15 protein-coding genes, 2 tRNA genes and 1 CRISPR repeat array (1 of these 18 cut by a window edge) are annotated in these 21,033 nt (G+C 66.8%); of the genes, 1 reads left to right on the top strand and 16 read right to left on the bottom strand.

Annotated features, from left to right (window positions below):
- Positions 1-1,094: a CRISPR direct-repeat array (repeat unit 32 nt; unit sequence GTTTCAATCCGCGCCCTCGCACGGAGGGCGGC); it reaches 1,275 nt to the left of the window's first position.
- Positions 1,095-1,298: 204 nt separating this feature from the next.
- The 7 genes from cas2 to FBZ90_RS28575 all read right to left on the bottom strand — a co-directional run bounded on the left by cas2 (position 1,299) and on the right by FBZ90_RS28575 (position 9,256).
- Positions 1,299-1,589, bottom strand: coding sequence for a CRISPR-associated endonuclease Cas2 (gene cas2 / locus FBZ90_RS00715; RefSeq protein WP_145729030.1), 291 nt, complete (start codon positions 1,587-1,589; stop codon positions 1,299-1,301).
- A gap of 22 nt (positions 1,590-1,611) precedes the next feature.
- Positions 1,612-2,652 (bottom strand): type I-C CRISPR-associated endonuclease Cas1c, encoded by a 1,041-nt coding sequence (gene cas1c, locus FBZ90_RS00710; RefSeq protein ID WP_145729028.1) that lies wholly within the window; start codon positions 2,650-2,652, stop codon positions 1,612-1,614.
- Between the two features lie 4 nt (positions 2,653-2,656).
- Positions 2,657-3,277: a CRISPR-associated protein Cas4 gene (gene cas4 / locus FBZ90_RS00705; RefSeq protein ID WP_145729026.1), complete on the bottom strand. Its 621-nt coding sequence runs from the start codon at positions 3,275-3,277 to the stop codon at positions 2,657-2,659.
- 20 nt (positions 3,278-3,297) lie between these two features.
- Positions 3,298-4,245: a type I-C CRISPR-associated protein Cas7/Csd2 gene (cas7c, locus tag FBZ90_RS00700; protein WP_145729023.1), complete on the bottom strand. Its 948-nt coding sequence runs from the start codon at positions 4,243-4,245 to the stop codon at positions 3,298-3,300.
- Positions 4,246-4,248: 3 nt separating this feature from the next.
- Positions 4,249-6,099 (bottom strand): type I-C CRISPR-associated protein Cas8c/Csd1, encoded by a 1,851-nt coding sequence (gene cas8c, locus FBZ90_RS00695; protein ID WP_145729021.1) that lies wholly within the window; start codon positions 6,097-6,099, stop codon positions 4,249-4,251.
- Positions 6,096-6,797, bottom strand: coding sequence for a type I-C CRISPR-associated protein Cas5c (gene cas5c, locus FBZ90_RS00690; RefSeq protein ID WP_145729019.1), 702 nt, complete (start codon positions 6,795-6,797; stop codon positions 6,096-6,098). Before cas5c ends, cas8c begins: the two co-directional genes overlap by 4 nt.
- Before the next feature lie 128 nt (positions 6,798-6,925).
- Positions 6,926-9,256, bottom strand: coding sequence for a CRISPR-associated endonuclease Cas3'' (locus FBZ90_RS28575; protein ID WP_145729017.1), 2,331 nt, complete (start codon positions 9,254-9,256; stop codon positions 6,926-6,928).
- Positions 9,257-9,737: 481 nt separating this feature from the next.
- Here FBZ90_RS28575 and FBZ90_RS00680 point away from each other — a divergent pair, with 481 nt between their 5' ends.
- Positions 9,738-10,553: a helix-turn-helix domain-containing protein gene (locus tag FBZ90_RS00680; protein ID WP_246130081.1), complete on the top strand. Its 816-nt coding sequence runs from the start codon at positions 9,738-9,740 to the stop codon at positions 10,551-10,553.
- 54 nt (positions 10,554-10,607) lie between these two features.
- On the opposite strand, the gene FBZ90_RS00675 is transcribed toward FBZ90_RS00680, so the two are convergent.
- From FBZ90_RS00675 to FBZ90_RS00635, 9 genes are all read right to left on the bottom strand, one after another.
- Positions 10,608-11,672 carry a site-specific integrase gene (locus FBZ90_RS00675; protein WP_145729015.1) on the bottom strand — a complete coding sequence of 355 codons (1,065 nt, stop codon included), beginning with the start codon at positions 11,670-11,672 and terminating at the stop codon, positions 10,608-10,610.
- A gap of 83 nt (positions 11,673-11,755) precedes the next feature.
- Positions 11,756-11,831, bottom strand: a tRNA-Glu gene (locus FBZ90_RS00670).
- A gap of 48 nt (positions 11,832-11,879) precedes the next feature.
- Positions 11,880-11,955, bottom strand: a tRNA-Glu gene (locus tag FBZ90_RS00665).
- Between the two features lie 132 nt (positions 11,956-12,087).
- Entirely contained in the window at positions 12,088-13,605 is a 1,518-nt protein-coding gene (locus tag FBZ90_RS00660; RefSeq protein WP_145729013.1) for a hypothetical protein, read from the bottom strand.
- Positions 13,606-14,191: 586 nt separating this feature from the next.
- A complete protein-coding gene (gene recJ, locus FBZ90_RS00655; RefSeq protein ID WP_145729012.1) occupies positions 14,192-16,042 on the bottom strand; it encodes a single-stranded-DNA-specific exonuclease RecJ in 1,851 nt (616 codons plus the stop codon).
- A complete protein-coding gene (gene glpX / locus FBZ90_RS00650) occupies positions 16,032-17,003 on the bottom strand; it encodes a class II fructose-bisphosphatase (RefSeq protein WP_145729459.1) in 972 nt (323 codons plus the stop codon). The genes recJ and glpX overlap by 11 nt, the downstream gene beginning before the upstream one ends.
- Before the next feature lie 125 nt (positions 17,004-17,128).
- Complete coding sequence (locus FBZ90_RS00645) at positions 17,129-18,424, bottom strand: homoserine dehydrogenase (protein ID WP_145729010.1); 1,296 nt, start codon at positions 18,422-18,424, stop codon at positions 17,129-17,131.
- 32 nt (positions 18,425-18,456) lie between these two features.
- On the bottom strand, positions 18,457-19,674 hold the full coding sequence (locus tag FBZ90_RS00640; RefSeq protein ID WP_145729008.1) for an LL-diaminopimelate aminotransferase: 1,218 nt from the start codon (positions 19,672-19,674) through the stop codon (positions 18,457-18,459).
- 177 nt (positions 19,675-19,851) lie between these two features.
- Positions 19,852-20,589 (bottom strand): hypothetical protein, encoded by a 738-nt coding sequence (locus FBZ90_RS00635; RefSeq protein WP_145729006.1) that lies wholly within the window; start codon positions 20,587-20,589, stop codon positions 19,852-19,854.
- Positions 20,590-21,033 lie beyond the last annotated feature (444 nt).

Here is a 21,033-nt window from a genome sequence, read left to right as displayed (position 1 = left end):
GTTTCAATCCGCGCCCTCACACGGAGGGCGGCGGTGATGTGTCCACCACCAAGGGGGCTGCGTTGATGTTTCAATCCGCGCCCTCGCACGGAGGGCGGCCTAATCTGGCCGTCGCCATTACTGTCAAGGGTCTGGTTTCAATCCGCGCCCTCGCACGGAGGGCGGCCTACGTGGTGCAAAAACATAACGTGCGCATGCTGTTTCAATCCGCGCCCTCGCACGGAGGGCGGCTCCCAATTCCCTTGGTCATCAATGGTCAGGTAGTAGTTTCAATCCGCGCCCTCGCACGGAGGGCGGCACCTTTTCGTCCACGGTCATCAGGGCGTCTAGATCGTTTCAATCCGCGCCCTCGCACGGAGGGCGGCAGGTCGAGAAAGCTCAGCTGAACCGCAATCATCAGTTTCAATCCGCGCCCTCGCACGGAGGGCGGCCCCAGGCTGGCCATCGTGTTCGTGATGGTGCCGACGTTTCAATCCGCGCCCTCGCACGGAGGGCGGCGTTTGTCGAGCCCGGGTGCGTTGCGGCACCGGGTCGTTTCAATCCGCGCCCTCGCACGGAGGGCGGCGACCTGGATCGAGTGATAGGCGGTTTTAGGCCCAAGTTTCAATCCGCGCCCTCGCACGGAGGGCGGCTTATCCCCAGCAGTAGAGAGTGATGTCGGCGCCGGTTTCAATCCGCGCCCTCGCACGGAGGGCGGCTCGGATATCGTCGCGGTGTACCAGGATTTCATGATGTTTCAATCCGCGCCCTCGCACGGAGGGCGGCGTACTGGAATTTCCACCTGTCAAGCTGCTGGGCCGGTTTCAATCCGCGCCCTCGCACGGAGGGCGGCGATTGAGTAACGGGCGGACATGATGAGGCCCTTGTTTCAATCCGCGCCCTCGCACGGAGGGCGGCCGGCCACGGTAGCGATCTCCGGCCTGTCGAACCTGTTTCAATCCGCGCCCTCGCACGGAGGGCGGCACTGGGTCAGGTGCGGGGTCAGCGGGGCGGATGGGTTTCAATCCGCGCCCTCGCACGGAGGGCGGCACACCGCCGGCTATCTGGTTCCCGGCCAGGCCGGTTTCAATCCGCGCCCTCGCACGGAGGGCGGCTGTGTCAGTTTATGCACTTGTTCAAGAACTTGAAACCGCCCGGTTTATGCGAACCTCGTCCGATAGGGCGTTTGTCATCCCGGGCTGGGGGGTAGCATTCTAGGCCAAGCCTTCGGCGGTGGCTGGAAAATTCGTCGCGCGAACCTCCCGGGAAACAGGCGTGTGCTTCCGGTTCGCGCACCCTCCGCACGTGTCGGAGCCCCGTCAGAAGATCAAGGCGCCGCCCAGGTCCTGGGCCGGCTTGGCGCCGACATGCTCGATACGCCGCTGGGCGTCAGCGCCCAGGTGGTAAAAGCGCAGGCTGTCCGTCGCCGGGTCGATTTCCGCCAACAGCCGGGCGCGCAGGGCAACCCACTGCCCGGGATCGACCTCGCATTCGAAGACGGAGAACTGCACACGCTGCCCATGATCCTGGCAGGCCCGAGCCACGCGGCGCAGGCGGCGCCGGCCGGCGGTATCCTCGGTGTTCACGTCGTAGGTGATCAGCATCAACATGGGTGCCCCCGCCGTACGGCGTTCATTTCCAAAGGAAAGGCGGGTAGCCGTCAAGGTCGCCCCGCAGATGCCGGGCCAGCAGCCGGGCTTGCAGATGGGGCACCAGTCCCAACGTCACCTTCTCATCCAGGAAGGGGTGGGTGATCTCATCCCGCTTGCGCTCCTGATAGGTGGTGAGGACGACCTTGCGGGCATCGTCGCGAAGCTGGACGGCGCCGCCGTCCCGGGTCTCAAAATCCCTCGCCGAGAGTTGACCCCGGTTGAGAAGGCTGAGCGCCACCCTGTCGGCCAGGATGGGGCGTAGTTCCTCCATCAGATCCAGGGCCAAGCCGGCCCGCCCCGCCCGGTCGCGGTGCAGGAAGCCCACCTGGGGGTCGAGGCCCACCGTTTCCAGAGCGGAACGGCAATCGTGGCCCACCATGGCGTACAGGAAGGACAGCAACGCGTTTGGAGGATCCAGGGGTGGCCGGCGGGAGCGGCTCCGGAAGCGGAGCGCAGCCTCGTCACGGCGCACCAGCAGGTCGAAGACGCCGAAATAGGCATTCGCTGCCTCGCCTTCATAGCCGCGCGCAACGTCGAGGTCGGTGGCCTGCGCCGCCAGCCGGGCGGCATCCCCCAGTCGGCGCTGCGCATCGTCGATCCGTGCATGGGCCGCCGGCGGCAGCGCGTCGCCATGATCGCGCAACGCGCGGCGCAGCACCGTACGCTGGTTGGCCGCCTTGCCAGCGATCATGCTTCCGGCGAGGGCCGCGCAAGCGGCGGGGTCATCCGCCAGGCGATATTGCTGGCGGCGCAGCAGGACGTTGCCGGATTGGGCGCCCTCCACCCGGGCGAGGAACTTTCCGTGCTCGGACAGGAAGCTGACGGCGATGCCTTCTTCCGCGCAGAAGGCCATCAGGGGCGGCGACATGCCCACCCGGCCGAAGCAGACGACGCCCCCCATCATGTGGGCGGGCACCCGGCCGACTTCGCGCGACTCCACCTCCACCACGATGTTGGCGCCGTCCTTGCGCAGCCAGGCGCCCTCGGTGGTTATGAACACGGTGTTGAGGTGCTGGCGCATGGGGTCAGTCCCGCAAATGCCGGCGCAGCCAGTCCGCCACCGAGGGCGGTGCGGCCAGACGCCGGGGCTGGCACAGGTCGATCAGGGAACACTGCCGGCAGCGGCTTGGCTCATGGACCGGAGGCGGCGTGCGCCCCTGGTCGATCATGGCGCGCACGTCCGCCGCCACCCGTTCCGTCAGGGTCCGCAACTCGGTATCGAAGGCGACGGCCATACGGCGCCGTTTTTCGCCATAGAACAGGGCGCCTTCCATGACCGGTTGGCCGAACATCTCTTCCAAGCATAGGGCCTGGGCGCAGAGCTGCACCTCGTCCGCCCGGTGCGCCTTGGGCCGTCCCCGCTTGAATTCAACCGGGTAGGGACGGTGATCGGGCGGCTGGAACTCCACCACGTCAGCAACGCCGATCAGGTTCAGCCGGCGACAGCGCAAGGGCAACGATCGCACCGTGCGGACACGATCCCGGTGTGAGCGCCCGGGCTGATCCACCCGTTCGTGCAGAACCCGCCCCTCGGCGGTGCTGGCGTTTTCCGCCCACTGCCGTTCCACATGGATAAGGGCGCACTGGCGGGGGCAGAACAGGTGATGCTGAAGGGCCGACAGGGGAATGGGATCCTCATCCTCCATAATGCCGGCCCCTTGATGCGTCAAAGTCGTTCGATGATCTCGACCCCGGAGGGAAGCCCATCCCGATTCACGGAAACGCTGTAGTCGGCGAAACTGCGGGCAGGCGGCAGGTTGTCCAACCCGTCCCCGTCCAAGGCATACTCCTCGCCCTTGAAGCGGCGGCGGACCGTCACCCGCCCGAATAGGGCCGGCGCGGCGGCGTTGCCCAGGGCGCTGGCGTGACGGAAGACGATCAATTTCCGGCTGCCCATCTCCCCCCGCGCCGCGGAGCGGTCATGGTCGAACATCTGCTCCAGCGCCTGCCAGAGGTGCTCCAAGTCGGCCTCGCCGAAGCCGGTGCGTTCCGCCAGCTTGGCCGAGATGTAGCCGTGGGCGCGATAGAGGCCGTAGGGGATGATGTGTTTACGGCCCATCGTGCGGTTGTCGCGCCGCCCGTCCTCGCCATCATCGCCCTTCTTGGCTTCACCCTCGGCGGTGGCGGCCATGCGGGTGATGGAGATTTCCAGCGGAAGGACGGGTTCCACCGACTGAGCGAAGGCCAATTGCACCGGTCCACGGACCTGCCCGCAATTGATGCCCGTGCCCATCACGGCCCCGAAGGTGCGGACATCGTAGAAGTTCTGGCACATGAAGCTGCGGACGGCCGTTTCCTCCTCGGCGTTCTTGGGCGACAGCTTCTTGGCGGTCGCCACCGCGTCGTCATTCGGCCGCACCGCCTTGTAGGCCTCGCGGTGCTTCTCGTTCAGGATGGCCCCTTCCTGGACATAGATGCCGAAGCCCGGTTCGCCGTCCTGGACCAGGTTGATGAAATTGCGGATCTTGCGCTTCAGGCAGACGTCTGTGACCAGGCCGCGGTTGGTTTCCGGATCCAGTCGCGGCAGGTTGCCGGCATCGGGGTCCCCGTTGGGGTTGCCGTTGGTGACGTCGAACAGGAAGACGAATTCATAGCGATTGGCGAGCGCGGTCATGGGTCAAGGCTCCTGGTCGGCGGCAAGGTCGGTCGCGTCTTCGGTGGCGGGCTTGGCGCGGTCGCTGCGCTGGTGGTAGTAGCCGACGACGAACCGGCCCTGGCTCTCAAGGCCCAGATGCCGTGGCAGGTCGGGCGCCAATTCGTTGACAATCTCGCCGATCTGGCCCTCGAACCAATTCGCCAAACCCCGGGTCGCCGGCCTCTTGCGAAGAACCGAGAGGTGGTGGTTGCTGCCGCGCAGCAACAGCGGGAACACGGCGGCAGGCGTCGCCGAGGCGGCGCCGAAATAGCGGTCGCGGATACCGGCATTGATGGAGCCCAGGGCCTTGAACTGGATGCCCTCCAGCACGGCGAACAGACGGCCCAGGCGATAGGCCGGGTCTTTTTCAGCGCGGTCCAGACTCACGAGGAAATCCTCCTGACGACGGTCGGGGTGGGCAAGACGACGATGGCGGGCCAGCCAGGCCTTGCAGAGGGCGGCACGGGCGGCGAACACCCGGGGCATGTTGTTCTGGTCCCCGGCGCGGATGCGTTGCAGCACGGCGGACAGCAGCGTGCGCGGATAATCCTGGTTGGGGTTCAACACGGCGCGCATCAGCTCGCCGCCCAACAGCGGCGGGATGTTGTCGGCCTTCCCCTGCACCGCCGTCGGAAACAACAAGGCCTGCAGTTTCGGTGGGCCCTTCCAGGCGGGCGGGTCGATGCGCAGGTCGTGCCAATGGGCCGACAGCGCCTCCATGAAGGGACCGAAGGTGGTCTCATGCCAGAAGCGGACGGACAGCCGCGCGGCGTTGGGAGCCAGCCCCAGCAGATAGAAACGCGTATCGGGGTCGACATCGGCGACCAGACGTGCACGGGGGCGCCCGTGGGACACGTCCTCCAGCCGATCCCGGACCTCGACAGCCTCCTCGGCATCCGTGGGGCCGACATCGTCGTCCTCTTCGTCCTCAAAACGGGGGATCAGCAGGTCGGCGGCGGCTTCCTCGGCCCGTCGCGCGGCATCAGTCCCCACACCGGATGCATCGGCCCAGAACGCCACGGAGGTGTCGCCCACCTGGATGCGATTACGGCTGCCTTTTTCCAGGAGCGCGTTCAAGGCCGCGCCATAGCCGGCGGCGGCAGCCTCCGACACCGGGGCGTTGGCCCCCTGGTCCTTTCCGTAGGAAGTGAAGGCGTCCAGGTTGAAGGAAACCAGGGAGGCGCCGGAGCTTTGTGCGCCCCAGACGCCCTTGATGGCCGGGTGCAGGCGCGCCGGCGCCGCCATCTCGCCCGTGACAAGGCACATCTGCGGACTGCCAGCCTCCACCGCCAATTCCCGTGCCCAGAGCGCCCGGGCGGCCGGACGGTCATGCAGGAAGCGATGCTGGTCGCGATAGTCGCTGTCCAGGGCGAAGACGATGTTGGCGTTCAGGATGTCGGGGGGCAAACCGCTGTCGGCGAACCCCTCCGGCGACCAGTTCCGCAGGAAGATCAGCAGGGCCACCAGGCCGGCATCGTTGCTGTCAGCCAGAGCCCGCTCATGCCGGTCCCGGAATGCCGCCTGATGGGCCGGGAACGACAGGATAGTCTGGCCGTCCTTGTCGCGGATCAGGCCCAGCACGTACTTACTGTTGTCCCAGAGGAAGGCCGGGCTGATGCCACTGGTGCGTTTGGGGGGCTTGGGCACCGGCGTGGGCCGCTCCACCAGCTTGCGGCCTTCGGTGGCGCGCAGGTCAACGGCTCGGACCAGCGTGCCATCAGCCCCCAGAAGCAGGCAGAAGCCGATCTTCTCGGTGGTGTAGCCGAAGGGCGGCGCCAGCCCCAGGTCGGCCAGGCGGTCATAGTGCCGGTTCAGCGCCGCCAGGATGGTCACGACCGCACCTCCGCAGCGTCCAGACGCGGAACCGTCAGGACACCGTCCTTGAGCCGGGCGGGGAAGAAATGGGGCACGCAGCCGTCATCACAGACATGGCCCCCACCCCTCGTCGGCGTGTGGTGGATATCCAGCAGCATCCAGCCCAGGTCCTTGTTCGCCTGGTCGCCGGGCAAGACGTGGGCGGGGATGGGATCGGTCCACAGCTGAAAGTCGGCGGGAAATTCGCGGTTGCCAAAACAGGGCTGATGGAAGCACTGACCGTTGGCCGCACGCCGGCTGAACATCTCATGATGCTTGGCGGGCGTATCATCGGGGCCGGCCCGGTCGGTCAGGTCGAAATGGGCCTCGATGACGTAATCCACATCCACCAAAATGGTGGCGGCCCGTTGCTGGCGGGCGTCGTTGACCACCAGGCGCAGGTCATGCACCGCCCCGGCCTTCATGGCGGCGCGCACGTTGCTGACCGGGATCTTGCCCCCCACCTCGTTACGACGGATGGACTGGAAGCGGATGGGCTTCAGCACATGGATGCGATCAATGGTCCAACGGATGGCCGGCTTCCAGTGGATGGCTTCCAGGATGCCCCGCGCCGCCGACGGCGTGATGACATCGTAGGACACACGCTCCGTCTTCATTTCCGGTCGGGAAAAGCAGGCGTGGCGCCCGCTGACGCGTATCCGCACTCCGAAAGGCATGCCGGTTCCCATATTTCGGGTGGATTATCGTGATCCACAGCCTAACATCTCTTTAGTAGTATATCATTTCTTATAATCATCAGAAAATTGCTTCATCGCACAAATGCACAATCCCCCGAACATGCCGGTCAGAACAGGCCGCTATCTATCCGGCGAAAGGTGGGGTCTGCCCAGCGCAGGCCGTGCAGCGCGTCGTAAAGGTCTTCGTTCTCCAGCAGGACGAATTGGTCGCCATAAAGGTCCGGCCTAATGGGCTGGGCGGCGCGCCAGGCCACCAGCTCGGCCCGCGCGCGGTGCGGAATCTGAACCAGGAAAGGCTGCAGGGCGCGGCCGGCGGCACCGGGCGATGCCCCCCACCCCAGGCGTTCGACCTGTTCCATGACCCGGTCCCGCTCCGGACCATAGGGAATGATGACGGGTACCTGGTTATCTTCGATCAGGCGCACGGCGGCGGCGATATCAGCGAAGGGGAAGTCCAGGCTGCGGGCCCGTTCCTCCACGGCGGGCAGCACACCCCGCCGCCCGCCCACCAGCGCACCGTCCAGCCCGCCGGTCCCGTCGCGGCGCCAATATACCTCGCGGAAATAGGCTTCGATGGTGTCCAGGGACAGAGGATCGCCAGCCCCCATGAGGAAGGCGGCGGCGGCATCCACATACTCGCGCAAGGACGGCGGCGGCTTGTGGTCCGGGTGGTCGGCCGGCATGAAGACCACGACTCGTCCCCCGTCTATCCCCAGTTCCCCATGCCGGTTGCAGCGCCCGGCGGCCTGGGCCACGCTGTCCAACCCGGCGACAGCGCGCCAGACAGTGGGGAAACTGACATCCACCCCGGCCTCGATCAGGGAGGTGGCCACCAGCCGAATGGGGCGGCCCTGGGCCAGGTCATCCCGGATCTCCGCCAGCACCCGGCGCCGGTGTGCGGCGCACAGGCCGGTGGTCAAGAGACGGACGGTGGCCCCATCCCCCGTCGCCTGCCGCAAGGTTTCGAACAGGTCCAGCGCGTGGCGGCGGTTGTTGACGATGCACAACACCTGCGGTTCAGCCGCCATGTGTCCCGCCAGCGCTTCCACCTCCAGGGGGTGGGTTTCCACGCGCACGCGCACCCGTTTCAACGCCCGGTACAGGGTTGGCGGGTCGGGAGCCAGTTCCCGGACGTTTTCCAGCCCCCGGGGGAAATCGGAACGCCGGCCGACAGCCGGCTGCGTGGCGGTGCACAGCACCACTGAACAGCGATAATGGTCGGCCAGTTCCCGGATGACCTCAAGGCAGGGCAGCAGGAACTTGACCGGCAGGGTCTGGGCCTCATCCAGCACGATGACGGAGCCCGCGATGTTGTGCAGCTTGCGGCAGCGGCCGGGCCGGTTGGAGAACAGGCTTTCGAAAAACTGTACGGCGGTGGTGACGACCACGGGCCGGTCCCAATTCTCCGCCGCCAATCGAACCTTGCGCGCGCCATCCCGCGCCTCATCGTCCGTCCCCCCGCCCACCGGACCGCCATCCTTGGCGCCACGCCCAACATCCGGGTCATAGGCGCTGTGATGCTCTAGCACCGCGTCGGCGTCACCCAAGGCCTCACGGAACACGTCGGCCACCTGCTCGACGACCGAAGTGAAGGGGATGACATGGATGACCCGCCGTAGCCCATAGACCATGGCGTGGTCAAGGGCGAACGCCAGGGAGGTAAGGGTCTTGCCGCCACCGGTGGGCACCGTCAGGGAGAACAGGCCGGGCGGCAGGCTGGCGCGATCCCGGGCGGTGGCCAGAACGTCCGCGCGCAGCCGGTCAACCTCGGTCAGGCCGCCCCTCTCCCGCACCGCCGCCATCTTCGCCGCCAGATGGTTTTCCAGATTATCCCGCAAGGTTGCCGGGGACGTGGCGCATCCACGCTCCACCGGCTGCTTATGCAATCGGGCATAGAATCCTTCGGTGGCCAGACGATCGGCATCCACCAGGCAGGAAAACAGCATGCGCGCCAACAGCGCCTGGCCGAAGGCGCTGAAAGGCTTCAAGCTGCGCCGCACCAAAGCGGGATCGGGCAGGTCCACGCCATCCGGCAAGCCCGGTGGCTCCCTGAAGTTCTCCAGCCGCTGAACCAAAGGCGTCAGGACGCCCTCGGCGGCACCGTTGGCCAAGCCGGCATGATGGCCGGCAATGCCGAACGCCATCAGCTTGCCCCAGCGCTCGCCATAAGCCCGTAGGGCGGCGACGGCACCCGCCGTGGAATGGTCGGGACTGGAGCCCCGGCCCCGGATATAAAGTTGGAACCCCGCGTCGGCTTTGCCCAGGTCATGCAGGCATCCCATGGCCCGGGCAGCAGCCCCCATGCCAAAGACGTCGGCGTAACCACCGGCGCGGTCGCCGACTTCGGACAGGTGATGGATCAGTGGCTCGCCATCGGCGCCGTCGGACCGTAGCCCGGAATGGGCGAGCAGCGGACCATTGAACGGAACAGCCGGCATGTCGGTGACCTTGAGGCGATACACCGCTTAAAAGTGTTCAGACGACCGGCCGCCTGTCAACGGATGCTCCGTGACGCGGGGAAAGGTCACCGGCGAAAGAGTGGAACCAGGCCCCATAGGTGAAGGGATCACCTCACCTTCGCTCTGGCCGGCCCTTCCCTCGGTGGGGGCGGCAGGTTATCGTCGTGTCGCTCTTCTGTTCGTCGTCGTTTCAACCCATGCCCGGTACTAAGCCATCTTTCGCCGCTCCTGAGGCTTGCCTCAGTACGGGCGATTTGAGCCGTATTTGGACTTTGGCCCTTCACACGAGGCTGATTTCAGGCTTGACCCAGCAGAGGGACGGCGACATATCCTATAGGTTGCAATTTGGCCCTTTACCCTCGTTGGCGGCTTTCCTGAATTTTAGACGTGCTCCCCCCGTAACAGGGAAAGTTTGAAGAGAAAATAAAAGGAACTGGAACGGACATTTTGCAACTTATGAATGATTTTCTCTGGCTGGAGGCGGGCTCCGCTTCCAAATTTTCGAAAAATGCTGTGTCCTGCTTTTTTATCAACCCCTCTTGAGAAAATACCAACTGAGCGCCAGTTTTACCCCATGCTGACTCCCGAGCAAATTCGAAGCGCCCGCGGCATGATGGGCTGGACACAGGCTGAATTGGCGTCCCGTTGTAGGTTGTCCACCACCAGCCTGAACAACATTGAACGCGGCTTGACCACGCCCAAGGACATCACGGTCAACGCCATCCGACGAGCGTTTGAGGAGGAAGGCCTGGCGTTCATCCCCGCCAGCGGCACCTTAGGACCAGGCGTAAGATTATGCTTCGCCTCCCGACCGGCTGTCATCGGCGGCCACCCCGTGATCCGCCCCGAAGGACTGAGCAGCGATAGAGTCTGCCGCCTCTTGGGCGAGGCGGTACAGGAACCGGGCTGCCAATCGCTGAGGCTATTCCTGTTGCCGAATAGCGTACCCGGAGCCCATTACAAATATACCCTTAATGCGTTGCTCGAATTTGACGACCGGTGTTTGTTGACCGATCGCTCGACATGGTACCTTGCGCTGGACAGTTTAAGACGCATGGCGGAGGTCCTAGCGGTCTATGATGCGGCCCTTAAGGGCCGGCAGTTGACGGAGTTCGTCCGCGCCCCCTTACCTCAGGATACCGAACCCTTGGAGGCGGCCGAAGCTCTGGACCTTATTCGCAAGCAGTCGGCCGATAAGCTTGTTGATTTCGAACAGCTGGAAGCCCTAGGTCGCGCATATCCTGCCCTTGTCACCACCGATGCGGAATGTTTCTGAACAGCCATTTCTTCATTAGCGCCCCAAGCATGACCACGCTGTTGAGCTTTACCCTCACGCCAGCCGCTGAGCCAGTTCCTCCGCATCGGCGTGGTAGTACCGGCTCAGCATCGACAGCGTCTTGTGCCCGGTGACCCGCATTAGCTCCAAGGGATTGGTGTAAACCTTGGCGAGCCGGCTGGTCGCCTCGTGCCGAAGGTCGTGGAAGGTCAGGTCGGGGATCTTCTTCCCCACTGTACGGGCGAAGGTGATTTTGAGCGCGTTCTGGTCGACCGGGAAAAGCCGGCCGGCCTTGGCCCCGAACCCGGGGAGAGAACGAATGGCCTCCACCGCGGCGCTGGAAAGGGGCACCCGACGCACGTCGCCGCTCTTGGAGCCTACGCCGCTCAAGCCACGGATGGTCATGACCCGCTTCTCCAGGTCCACGTCCTTCCAGTCGAGCGAGCACAGTTCGCCCTGCCGCGCGGCGGTCTCGATGGCCAGCCGGGCTAGTGGCACCGTCAGAGCCGCGTGACGGCCCGCCGCAAGCGCCTTGAACAGGATTTCCTCCTCCGCGGGACACTCCTCCTGTCCCGCGACGACGCGGGCGGGCTGCAACCGGCGTTCCCGCTTCCGGTCAGCCCCCTTCGGGCGCGCTGTGAGCTTGGCCGACGCCATATTGTCGACCACATGGACACCCCATTCAGACCGGGCGTGGTTGATGACGGTCGCGATAAGGTTCAGCCGGCGGACGATGGTCGCCGGAGCGTAAGCGGCGGCGGCCATCCGATCACGGAAGGCGCCCACATCCTTCGACGCCAGCATGGTCATCCGCATGAGGCTGATCTGGTCGTCCAGGATCACGGCCAAGTGGCCCTTCTCCTTGTCGCCACCGAGCTTGGTGGGTGTGATGTCCGTCTGATACCGGCGTATCAAGTCGCCCAGGGTGTTGCGCTCCGCCTCGCTGCGATCGACGAAGACGCCACGGGAGATTTCCGATTCCATCTCGGCGGCCCAGCGCTTCGCGTCGGTCTTGGTCTCGAAGGTTTTGGATTGGGTGGGGAAGCCGGTACGCCGGATCTTCACCTGGTAGCCAATGACCTGGCCGTCCCGGTTTTTCCGTGGGGCGATAGTAGCCATGGGAAAGCTGTCTCCGCTGGATGTCCCGCGGATCCATTTGTCCCCAGATTGTCCCGCAAAATCCAGCCGAAACGCTGGAAGCGTGGCGTCCCCTACGGGATTCGAACCCGTGTCGCCGCCGTGAAAGGGCGGTGTCCTAGGCCTCTAGACGAAGGGGACAGGAGGCGGATGGAGGGTGGTCCATCCTATGTGCGGCCATCCGGAGGATGGCGTCCCCTACGGGATTCGAACCCGTGTCGCCGCCGTGAAAGGGCGGTGTCCTAGGCCTCTAGACGAAGGGGACGGCGGGGTGGATACATAATGATCCGGCCCCGATATGGCAAGCGGATAAAAAGACCCGCCCACCGGTTTTCGCGCATAGGGGGTCTGCCTGGTCGCGCGGCCGGATGGGCGGGAAAACGGTTGCCACCTCCCTCTAGCGGAAGCGCTCGATCGCGCGTTCCGCCTTCAGGATCAGGTCCAGCATCGGCTCGGTCTTGGGCATGGAGCGCAAGACCTTTTCCAGCGCCTGCAACTGGGCGGACACGGCCTTGTTCTTGCCGCGCGCCCGCAGGTATTCGAAGCGGAAGGTGATGGCGGTGTGGAAGGTCGCCTCCAGATCCGCCTCCTTGGCGCGGATGGAGCGGTCGAACCCCTCCTTCTCCGCGACCTTGCGGCAGGCGGTGAACAGGGTGGCGGCCGCCTGGGCCACCGACACCTCGTCATCCGTGGGGCTGTGGTCCATGTCCGGCACCAGCCGGACCTCCAGCTTCTCGCGCACCTGCCTCTGGGGCAGGACCACGCCGGCGTCGCGCACCGCCACGCTGGCGAACTGGTCGGCGGCCTGTGTCACCTTCTGGCGGGCCTCGACCATCATGGTCTCCCACCCGGCGTTGCCGAATTCCTTCACCTCGTCCGCCATGCCCTGCACCATGGCGCCGGCATCGGAGATGAGCCGGGCACAGGTCATGAGCCACACCCGCCGGGTCATGCCCCGGTCACCCGCCGCCGTGCGGCCGATCTCCGCCAGGGTGCGCGTCAGGTCACTGAACAACCGGGCCGGGATCATCTGCAGGCCGGCGCTGTCGGCACCGGCGCGCAACAGGTCGGCCGACAACAGCCGCACCAGGCGCAGCGACTGCCACGGCTGGGCCAACAGGCGCAGCAGCCCATGGAAATAATAGTCCACCACCTCGCGGTCGGCCGCGTGCAGGTGCATGTAGCCGTTCTTGGCGATGACCGTGCCCTGGGGGTTGAAGTCATGCACCCGGCCGTCCGCCGTGCGCGGGCATGCCGCGCGGATCTGGTCGAACCAGGGGGTCAGCAGCGGATCCAGGCCCAGGATGCGGGCGATCTCCGCCGCGTCCTCGAACGCGCGCTCACTGCCCAGCAACACCGCCACTTCCCGCTTACGCACCGCCGATTGCCCGGCTTCCGCCAGCAGGGTTTCGGTGGCCTCCGCCGCGATGCTGCGCCCGAACTGGATGACGGCGTCGATCTCGTCCTGCCGCTCGGACGCGACGGCGTTGCGGTACTCCGCCGTGGCCGCCGCCAGACGCGGGCGGTAAGTGGACCCCATGAGCAGGCGCCACCAGGGCGCCAGGCTGGACCGCGCCACCACCGCCCGCCGATTGGCGGCGGCGGCCAGGGGATCGGCATCCACCAGGTAAGGCTCAAGGCAAACGCACAGCGCCCGCTGGAACGTCGGCACCCGCACGGGCCGCAGGCTGCGCAGCATCGGGCGCAGGCATGTCAGGATTTGTTCGTCGGAGGCGGCACCGGTTTCGGTCGCCCGGGCCTTTTCGACCGCCGTGGCGACACGGACCAGGGAGCCCTCGTCCAAGGTACGGAAATGGGATTCAAGACGGCTGAGAGTCGATTCTGGCGCAGCGGCATCAGCCGGGGCTTCCGGTCCGGCCGCCGCCGCCCGTTTCGTTCCAGGCTGTCCCGACATCAATACCCCCTCATCCCCCCCAAGCACCCTTCGCGGCTGCCCAGGCGGAGCCTTGGAACCTTCTTGCGTTGTAATGACCAGCCCTTTGACTTTATGGCGCCACCCACTTGACCCGCCCCGAACGGATTAAGGCTCGCGGAGAGTAACGGTTAAGTGCGCCTGCCCTCTGGGTGCAAGGATCGTCCAATGCAGGGCCGCTGTCAATCTGGCCTGATCCGCAATTTGAAAATGATAATTGGATGACGGGCGCGTTACGGTCAAACACAGACCAATATAAGCCGACACGGCTATTGCCGGATGGCTCTAATAAATTCATTAATATTGCGCCAGATACCCCAATGTAGACCAGCCGCCAGCCCCTGCCACGCCGCTTGGTGAAAGACGATCCGGGTGGAACCGGCCAGGACGCGCAAAAAAGCCGCCGTTAAAGCGACGGCGGCAGATATTTGCGCTTGAAGGGTCAATGGTCCGGGCGCCGACATACATCAGCACCGATAAGGATTGGCGGGGTTCTGCCGTTACCGCGCGCCACAAGACCCATAACGGACGATTTATTACTTTCGGGTAGAACCGACGCCCCGCCGTATCAGGCGCCGCCCGGCACAGCCGCGTCATCAATGGTCAATTGCACCCCCTCCGCCCCGTTCCAGCGGTCGGCGCGCAGGGTACCGGCCAGATGCAGGGGCCGGCCGCCATGGTTCAGCAACGCGGGGCCCAGGTCCTCATCCATGGCGCGGAAGGCGATGGCCTTCAGCCGGGCGCCGTCGGGGGAAGACAGCAAACACCGCACATGGTTGCCACCCACCACGTCGGCCCGCACGATGCGGGCGTCGGCCACCGCCAGGCGCGGTTCGGAATTGCCCGTGCCGAAGGGCCCCAGGCGGGTGATATGGCCCAGCAGGTCGGTCGACGCCCCGCGTACCGAAACCACCCCGTCCAGGTGCAGCGTGGGCACCAGCGGCCCCTGCCCCGCCGTCTGCTGCGCGATTCGGTCAGCCAGGAAGGCGCGCAGATCGGCCAGCTTGGCCTCCGCAACGGTAAAGCCCGCCGCCATGGCATGGCCGCCGCCGGCCATCAGCAGGCCGGCCTGGCGCGCGGCGATGACAGCGGCCCCCAGGTCGACGCCCCGCACAGAACGGCCGGAAGCCTTGCCGATGCCGCCCTCCAGCGCCACCACGCAAGCGGGCACGCCATAGCGCTCCTTGAGGCGGGAGGCGACGATGCCGATGACGCCCGGATGCCAGCCCGCCCCCGCGATCACCAGCGCCCCGGCACCGGCAAGCGGATTGGTGGCGGCCTGCGCCTCCACCATGGCGATGGCCTCCTCCAGCACCAGGGCCTCGATGGCCCGGCGCTCGGCATTCAGGGCATGCAGTTGGGCCGCCAAGTCGCGCGCCTCCACCGGGTCTTCGGTGGACAGCAGGCGGGTGCCCAGGTCGGCCCGGCCCACCCGGCCCCCGGCGTTGACGCGGGGCCCCAGGATGTAGCCGGCATGGTAGGCGTCCATGCGTTCATTGATGCCGGCCACGTCGGCCAGCGCCGACAGGCCGGGATTGTTGCGCCGGCCCATGACCTTCAAGCCCTGGGCCACCAAGGCCCGATTCAGGCCCACCAGCGGCACCACATCGCACACCGTGCCCAGGGCCACCAGGTCCAGCCAGCCCATCAGGTCCGGCTCCGCCCGGTTGGCGTACCAGCCGGCCTGGCGCAGGACGCGATTGACCGCCACCACCAGCAGGAAGCTGACGCCCACCGCCGCCAGGGTGCCCAGGCGGTCGGTCATGGCCTCGTCCAGCCGGTTGGGGTTCACCACCGCGTGGGCCTTGGGCAGCGCCGGCTCCGCCTTGTGGTGGTCGACGACGATGACCTCCAGCCCCGCCTGGGCGGCAGCCGCCAGCGGTTCGAACGAGGTGACGCCGCAATCGACGGTGATGACCAGGTCCACCCCCGCCTCACGCAGGCGCAACAGCGCCGGGGCGTTGGGGCCATAGCCTTCGGCGATGCGGTCGGGGATGTAGGCCTGGATGTCGGCGCCCACGGCCCGGAAAAAGCGCACCAGCAGGGCGGAGGAGGTGGCGCCATCCACGTCGTAATCGCCGAAGACGGCCAGGCGCCGCCCCCGGCGCACCGCGTCGGCCAGGTGCTCCGCCGCCGCCTGCATGTCCAGCAGGGCGTGGGGATCGGGCAGGAAGCGCTTCAGGGTGGGACCCAGGAAATCCTCAGCCTCTTCCAGGCTGACACCCCGCGCGGCCAGGACCCGTCCCACCAGTTCCGGCAGGCCACCGCGCTGGGCATGGGCCAGGGCCAGCCGCTCATCATGCGGGCGGGCCAACCAGCGCCGACCAGTCGCGGAGCGCGCCACCCCCAGAAGGGGGCGAGGCTCGCCGGCTGGGATGTCCCCCGCCGGCGAGCCCACAAACGTTATATTATTCTGCATCCGGAACGAATTTGGTCTTGGTGCGGAGGTTGTGGTGCGCCTCAACATAGCGCACCGTGCCGCTCTTCGACCGCATAATCACCGAATGGGTGTACGCCCCGCCGGGGAAGCGGCGGACGCCGCGCAGCATGGTGCCGGTGGTCACGCCGGTGGCGGCGAACATGACGTTGCCGCTGGCGAGGTCCGTCAGGCCATACTTGCGGTCCAGGTCGGTGACGCCCCAGCGCTTGGCGCGGGCGCGCTCATCGTCGTTGCGGAACAGCAGGCGGCCCTGCATCTGGCCGCCAATGCAGCGCAGGGCGGCGGCGGCCAGCACGCCTTCCGGCGCGCCGCCGGAACCGACATACAGGTCGATGCCGCTGTCGGGCTGCGCGGTGGAGATGACGCCGGACACGTCGCCGTCGCCGATCAGCATGATGCGGGCGCCGGCGGCGCGCACACGGGCGATCAGCTCGCGGTGACGGGGGCGGTCCAGGATGCAGACCACCAGCTCCTCCACCGTGGCATGCTTGGCCAGGGCCAGGTTCTTCAGGTTGGTCTCGATCTTCTCGTCGATGTCGACCACGCCCTCGGGCAGGCCGGCGCCCACGGCGATCTTGTCCATGTAGACGTCGGGGGCGTTCAGGAAGCCGCCCGACTCCGCCATGGCGATGACCGCCAGGGCGTTGGGGCCGCCGGTGGCGGTGATGGTGGTGCCCTCCAGCGGGTCCAGCGCGATGTCAATCTTGGGACCATGGCCGCTGCCGACCTTCTCACCGATGTACAGCATCGGCGCCTCGTCGCGCTCGCCCTCGCCGATCACCACGGTGCCATCAATGGCCAGGCTGTTCAGGGCCTTGCGCATGGCATCCACGGCGGCCTGGTCGGCGGCCTTTTCGTCGCCGCGGCCCATCAGCAGCGAGGCGGACAAGGCCGCGGCCTCGGTCACGCGCACCGCTTCCAGGGCCAGGTTGCGGTCCATCACCAGGCTGATGTCGCCCTTCGGATCGACGGGCGCCTCGATAGCCTTGCTCATAGTCATCTTCCCCTGAGTCTGTTTGCCGTCGGACCCCTTATTATAAGGACGGGGTCCGTGACGGTGGTGTGTCAATAATCCTCGATACGGATCATGCGCGGGGTTTCCTGAACCGCGTCCAGGCCGCCTATGACTGCCAGGGCGCGCAACATCGCCACCTCTTCCGTATCGTGGGTGGTCAGCACCACCGGAACAGCCTCACCCGGCGCCCGCCCCCGCTGCAGGAACGACTCCATGGAGACGTTCTGGTCGCGCAGGGCCGCGGCGACATCGGCGATGACACCCGGACGGTCGACCACCATGAGGCGCACATAATACCGTCCGCGCCGCGCCGACAAGGGGGCAGGAGTAAGGGGTGCCAGCTGGCTGGCGGGTACGGCGAAGGTCGGGGTGCGCCGGCCGATGGCGATATCCACCAGGTCGGCGACCACGGCGGAGGCCGTCGGCCCGGCACCGGCACCGCGCCCGACCAGCGCCACCTTGTCGGCGAAATCGCTGTCGGCGACCACGGCGTTGAACACGCCATCGGTGGCGGCGATGAGGGAACCGACCGGCACCATGCAGGGGTTCACGCGCTGCTCGATGCCCGTGTCGGTGCGCCGGGCGATGCCCAGCAACTTGATGCGGTAGCCCAGCTGCCCGGCATAGTCGATGTCCAGGGCGGAGATGTGGCGGATGCCCTCCACATGCACATTGGCGAAGTCCACCCGCGTGCCGAAGGCGACGGAGGTGAGGATGGCCAGCTTGTGCGCCGCGTCCACGCCGTCGATGTCGAAGCTGGGGTCGGCCTCGGCATAGCCCTTGGCCTGGGCCTCGGCCAGCACGTCGCCGAAGTCGCGGCCCGTGGTCCGCATCTCCGTCAGGATGTAATTGCAGGTGCCGTTCAGGATGCCGTGCACCTCGCGCACCTGGTTGGCGGCGAGGCCCTCGCGCAGGCCCTTGATGACGGGGATGCCGCCGGCCACCGCCGCCTCGAACGCCAGGGTCAGGCCCTGGGCCTCGGCCTGGGTGGCCAGCGCCGTACCGTGGTGGGCCAGCAGCGCCTTGTTGGCGGTGACGACGTGCTTGCCGTGGGCCAGCGCCGCCTCGACCGTGCGGGCGGCGATGCCGTCCGACCCACCGATCAGTTCCACCACCACGTCAACCTGGTCGTCCGCCGCCAGGTCGACGGCGTTGTCGTACCAACGCACGGACGAGAGGTCGACGCCCCGGTCGCGGCCGCGGTCGCGGGCGCTGACGGCCGTGACCACCAACGGCCGGCCGCAACGCCGGGCCAGCAGGTCGGCCTGGGTGGCCAGCACCGTCAGGACCCCGGCGCCGACGGTGCCAAGACCGGCGATGCCCACGCGCAACGGTGCCGTACCCATGCTTTCCCCCTTATCGACCGCAACCATCAGACTCAGATCACTTTTTTGGAGGCGGCTTCGCCACCGTTGCCGGTCCGGTGCAGGAAGCCACGGATGTTGCGGCAGGCCTGGCGGATGCGCTGGACGTTTTCCACCAGGCCGAAACGGACGTGCTCGTCGCCATATTCGCCGAAGCCGATGCCGGGGGAGACGGCCACCTGCGCCTCCTGCAGCAGCAGCTTGGAGAATTCCAGCGAGCCCATGGCGCGGAAGGGCTCGGGAATGCGGGCCCAGACGAACATGGTGGCGTTGGGGGCCGGCACGTCCCAGCCGGCGGCGTCCAGCCCCTCGATCAGGGCGTCGCGCCGCGCCTTGTACATCTGGCGGATTTCCTCCACGCAGTCCTGCGGCCCGTTCAGCGCGGCGGTGGCCGCCACCTGGATGGGGGTGAAGGCGCCATAATCGACGTAGGACTTGAACTTGGCGAGCGCGCCGATGAGCTTCTTGGAGCCCACGCCGAAGCCCACGCGCCAGCCCGGCATGTTGTAGGTCTTGCTCAGGCTGTTGAATTCCACCGTGATGTCGCGCGCCTCAGGAATCTGCAGCACCGACGGCGGCGGGTTGCCGTCAAAGTAGATCTCGGCGTAGGCGATGTCCGACAGGATGTAGATGCCGTGCTTCAGGCACAGCTCGACGATGGGCTTGTAGAAGTCCAGGGTCACCGTCTGGGCCGTGGGGTTGGCCGGGAAGCTGACGATGACGGCGATGGGCTTGGGCACGGAATGGCGGATGGCGCGTTCCAGCGTCTCCACGAAATTGTCCACGCCGTCGACCACCGGGATATGGCGCAGCGCGGCGCCGGCCAGCATGAAGCCGAAGGGATGGATGGGGTAGGAGGGGTTGGGCACCAGGATGACGTCACCCGGGCTGGTGATGGCCTGGGCCAGGTTGGCCAATCCTTCCTTGGAGCCGATGGTGACGCAGGCCTCCGTCTCCGGATCGATGTCGACGTCGAATCGGCGCTTGTAATAGGCGGAGATCGCCTTGCGCAGGCCGGGGATGCCGCGCGACATGGAATAGCGGTGCGTCTTGGGATTGCGCACCGCCTCCACCAGCTTTTCCACGATGTGGGGCGGGGTCGGCTGGTCGGGGTTGCCCATGCCGAGGTCGATGATGTCCTCACCGGCCGCGCGAGCTCGCGCCTTCATCGCGTTCACTTCGGCGAACACATAGGGCGGCAGGCGCTTAATGCGGTGGAACTCTTCGTTCATGGGAGGATCTGTATCGATTCGGGGTGGAGGGGCGGCGAGGATCGCCGAAGGGTTTTTATCGCCCCGGCCGGGGCCGGGCGACAGCAATTTCCACAGGGCGGGCATCCCGTTTCAAGACATTTGCTTACAAGAACACCCGCGCCGGCCTAATTTTCCGCCCCGATCCGGTGTGCCGGATCAGTTCTGGGGGGTCTGGCTGGTGCCGTTGGCGGCGGGGGCACCAGCCTGGCTAGCGGCGGCCCCAGCGGCCGCCCCCTGGGGCGCGGTGACCTGTGGGGCGGCGAACGGCACGGCGGGTACAGAATCGGGCACGCGCCCGGGGACGGCTGGCGGCGCGCTGGGCACCACCGGCATCTTGCTCTGGCTGGGTGCGGCCGCGCCCGACGAGGAGCCGCCCGAGGAGGAACCGCCGAACAGGGCGTTGGACGAGGAGGTGGCGCGCTGCACCGACTGCTGGTCCGGGGAACTCTGGTACTTGGTCAAATCCGTGGCGATGGAACCCGCGGCTGTACGGTCGGCCAGCAGGGCGTCCATGTCCTTCTGCCGGGTGGCCGGGTCGGGCACGTCCTTGGGCCGTTCGGGCACGGAGGCCAGGTTGGGCCATACGTCGGGCGGCGGCCCGACACGCCGCACCGGCCGCTCACCCATCAGCAGCGCCTTGGAGCTGGCGTCGTTGGCCAAGGGCTCCGGATCCTCCGGCCCATCATGGAACAGGGCCTGGGGCACCAGCTTTCCGGCGCATCCCCCCAAGCTCAACACCACCCCCGCCAGGACCAACGCCCGCAGGCCACGCCCGACCGTGGCGCGGGGGCGACAGGCTGCCACCGGCGCGCTGGAGTCGGCGGTGGGGCGGTTGGAGCGACCATCCTGGGTGCTTGCACCCGCGGGCCGTGCGTTAGCGTCGGTGAAAATCATGGCCGGATCGTGTATGAAATCCCCACGGGCCGCAAGCGCCGTCACCAGCCGTAACCCAGCCTTCTTACGGCGACGGAACGGCCGGGCGGGATGCAGGCGCCCAGCCTGCCGAACGGGCGGTTCCCCGCGGAACAGATTGCGCGGCGCCGGCTTCCGTCCTGGAATAGGTTCTCTGGTAATCGAGGCGAAGGAACAAGAAAGCATGGCCGATACCCCGCCCAAGCGTACCCGGTCCCCGCGTGTTTCCCCCCGCGTTTCCAAGACTGCCCCTCAGACGACCGCCGCTGAAACGCCCCCTTCCCCCCCGCCCTCACCGGCCAAGGCGGCCCCCCGAAGCGCGGCGCCAAAGGCCGCTGCGGCCAAAGCGGCTCCGGCCAAGCCGGCCGCCGCCGCCAAGACAGCGCCCCCGAAGGCGGCCCCAAAGACAGCCGCCCCGAGGGGCAA

The organism is Nitrospirillum pindoramense (assembly GCF_007827955.1).
GTDB lineage: Bacteria > Pseudomonadota > Alphaproteobacteria > Azospirillales > Azospirillaceae > Nitrospirillum > Nitrospirillum amazonense_B.
This window is presented reverse-complemented; position numbering and strand designations above follow the sequence as displayed.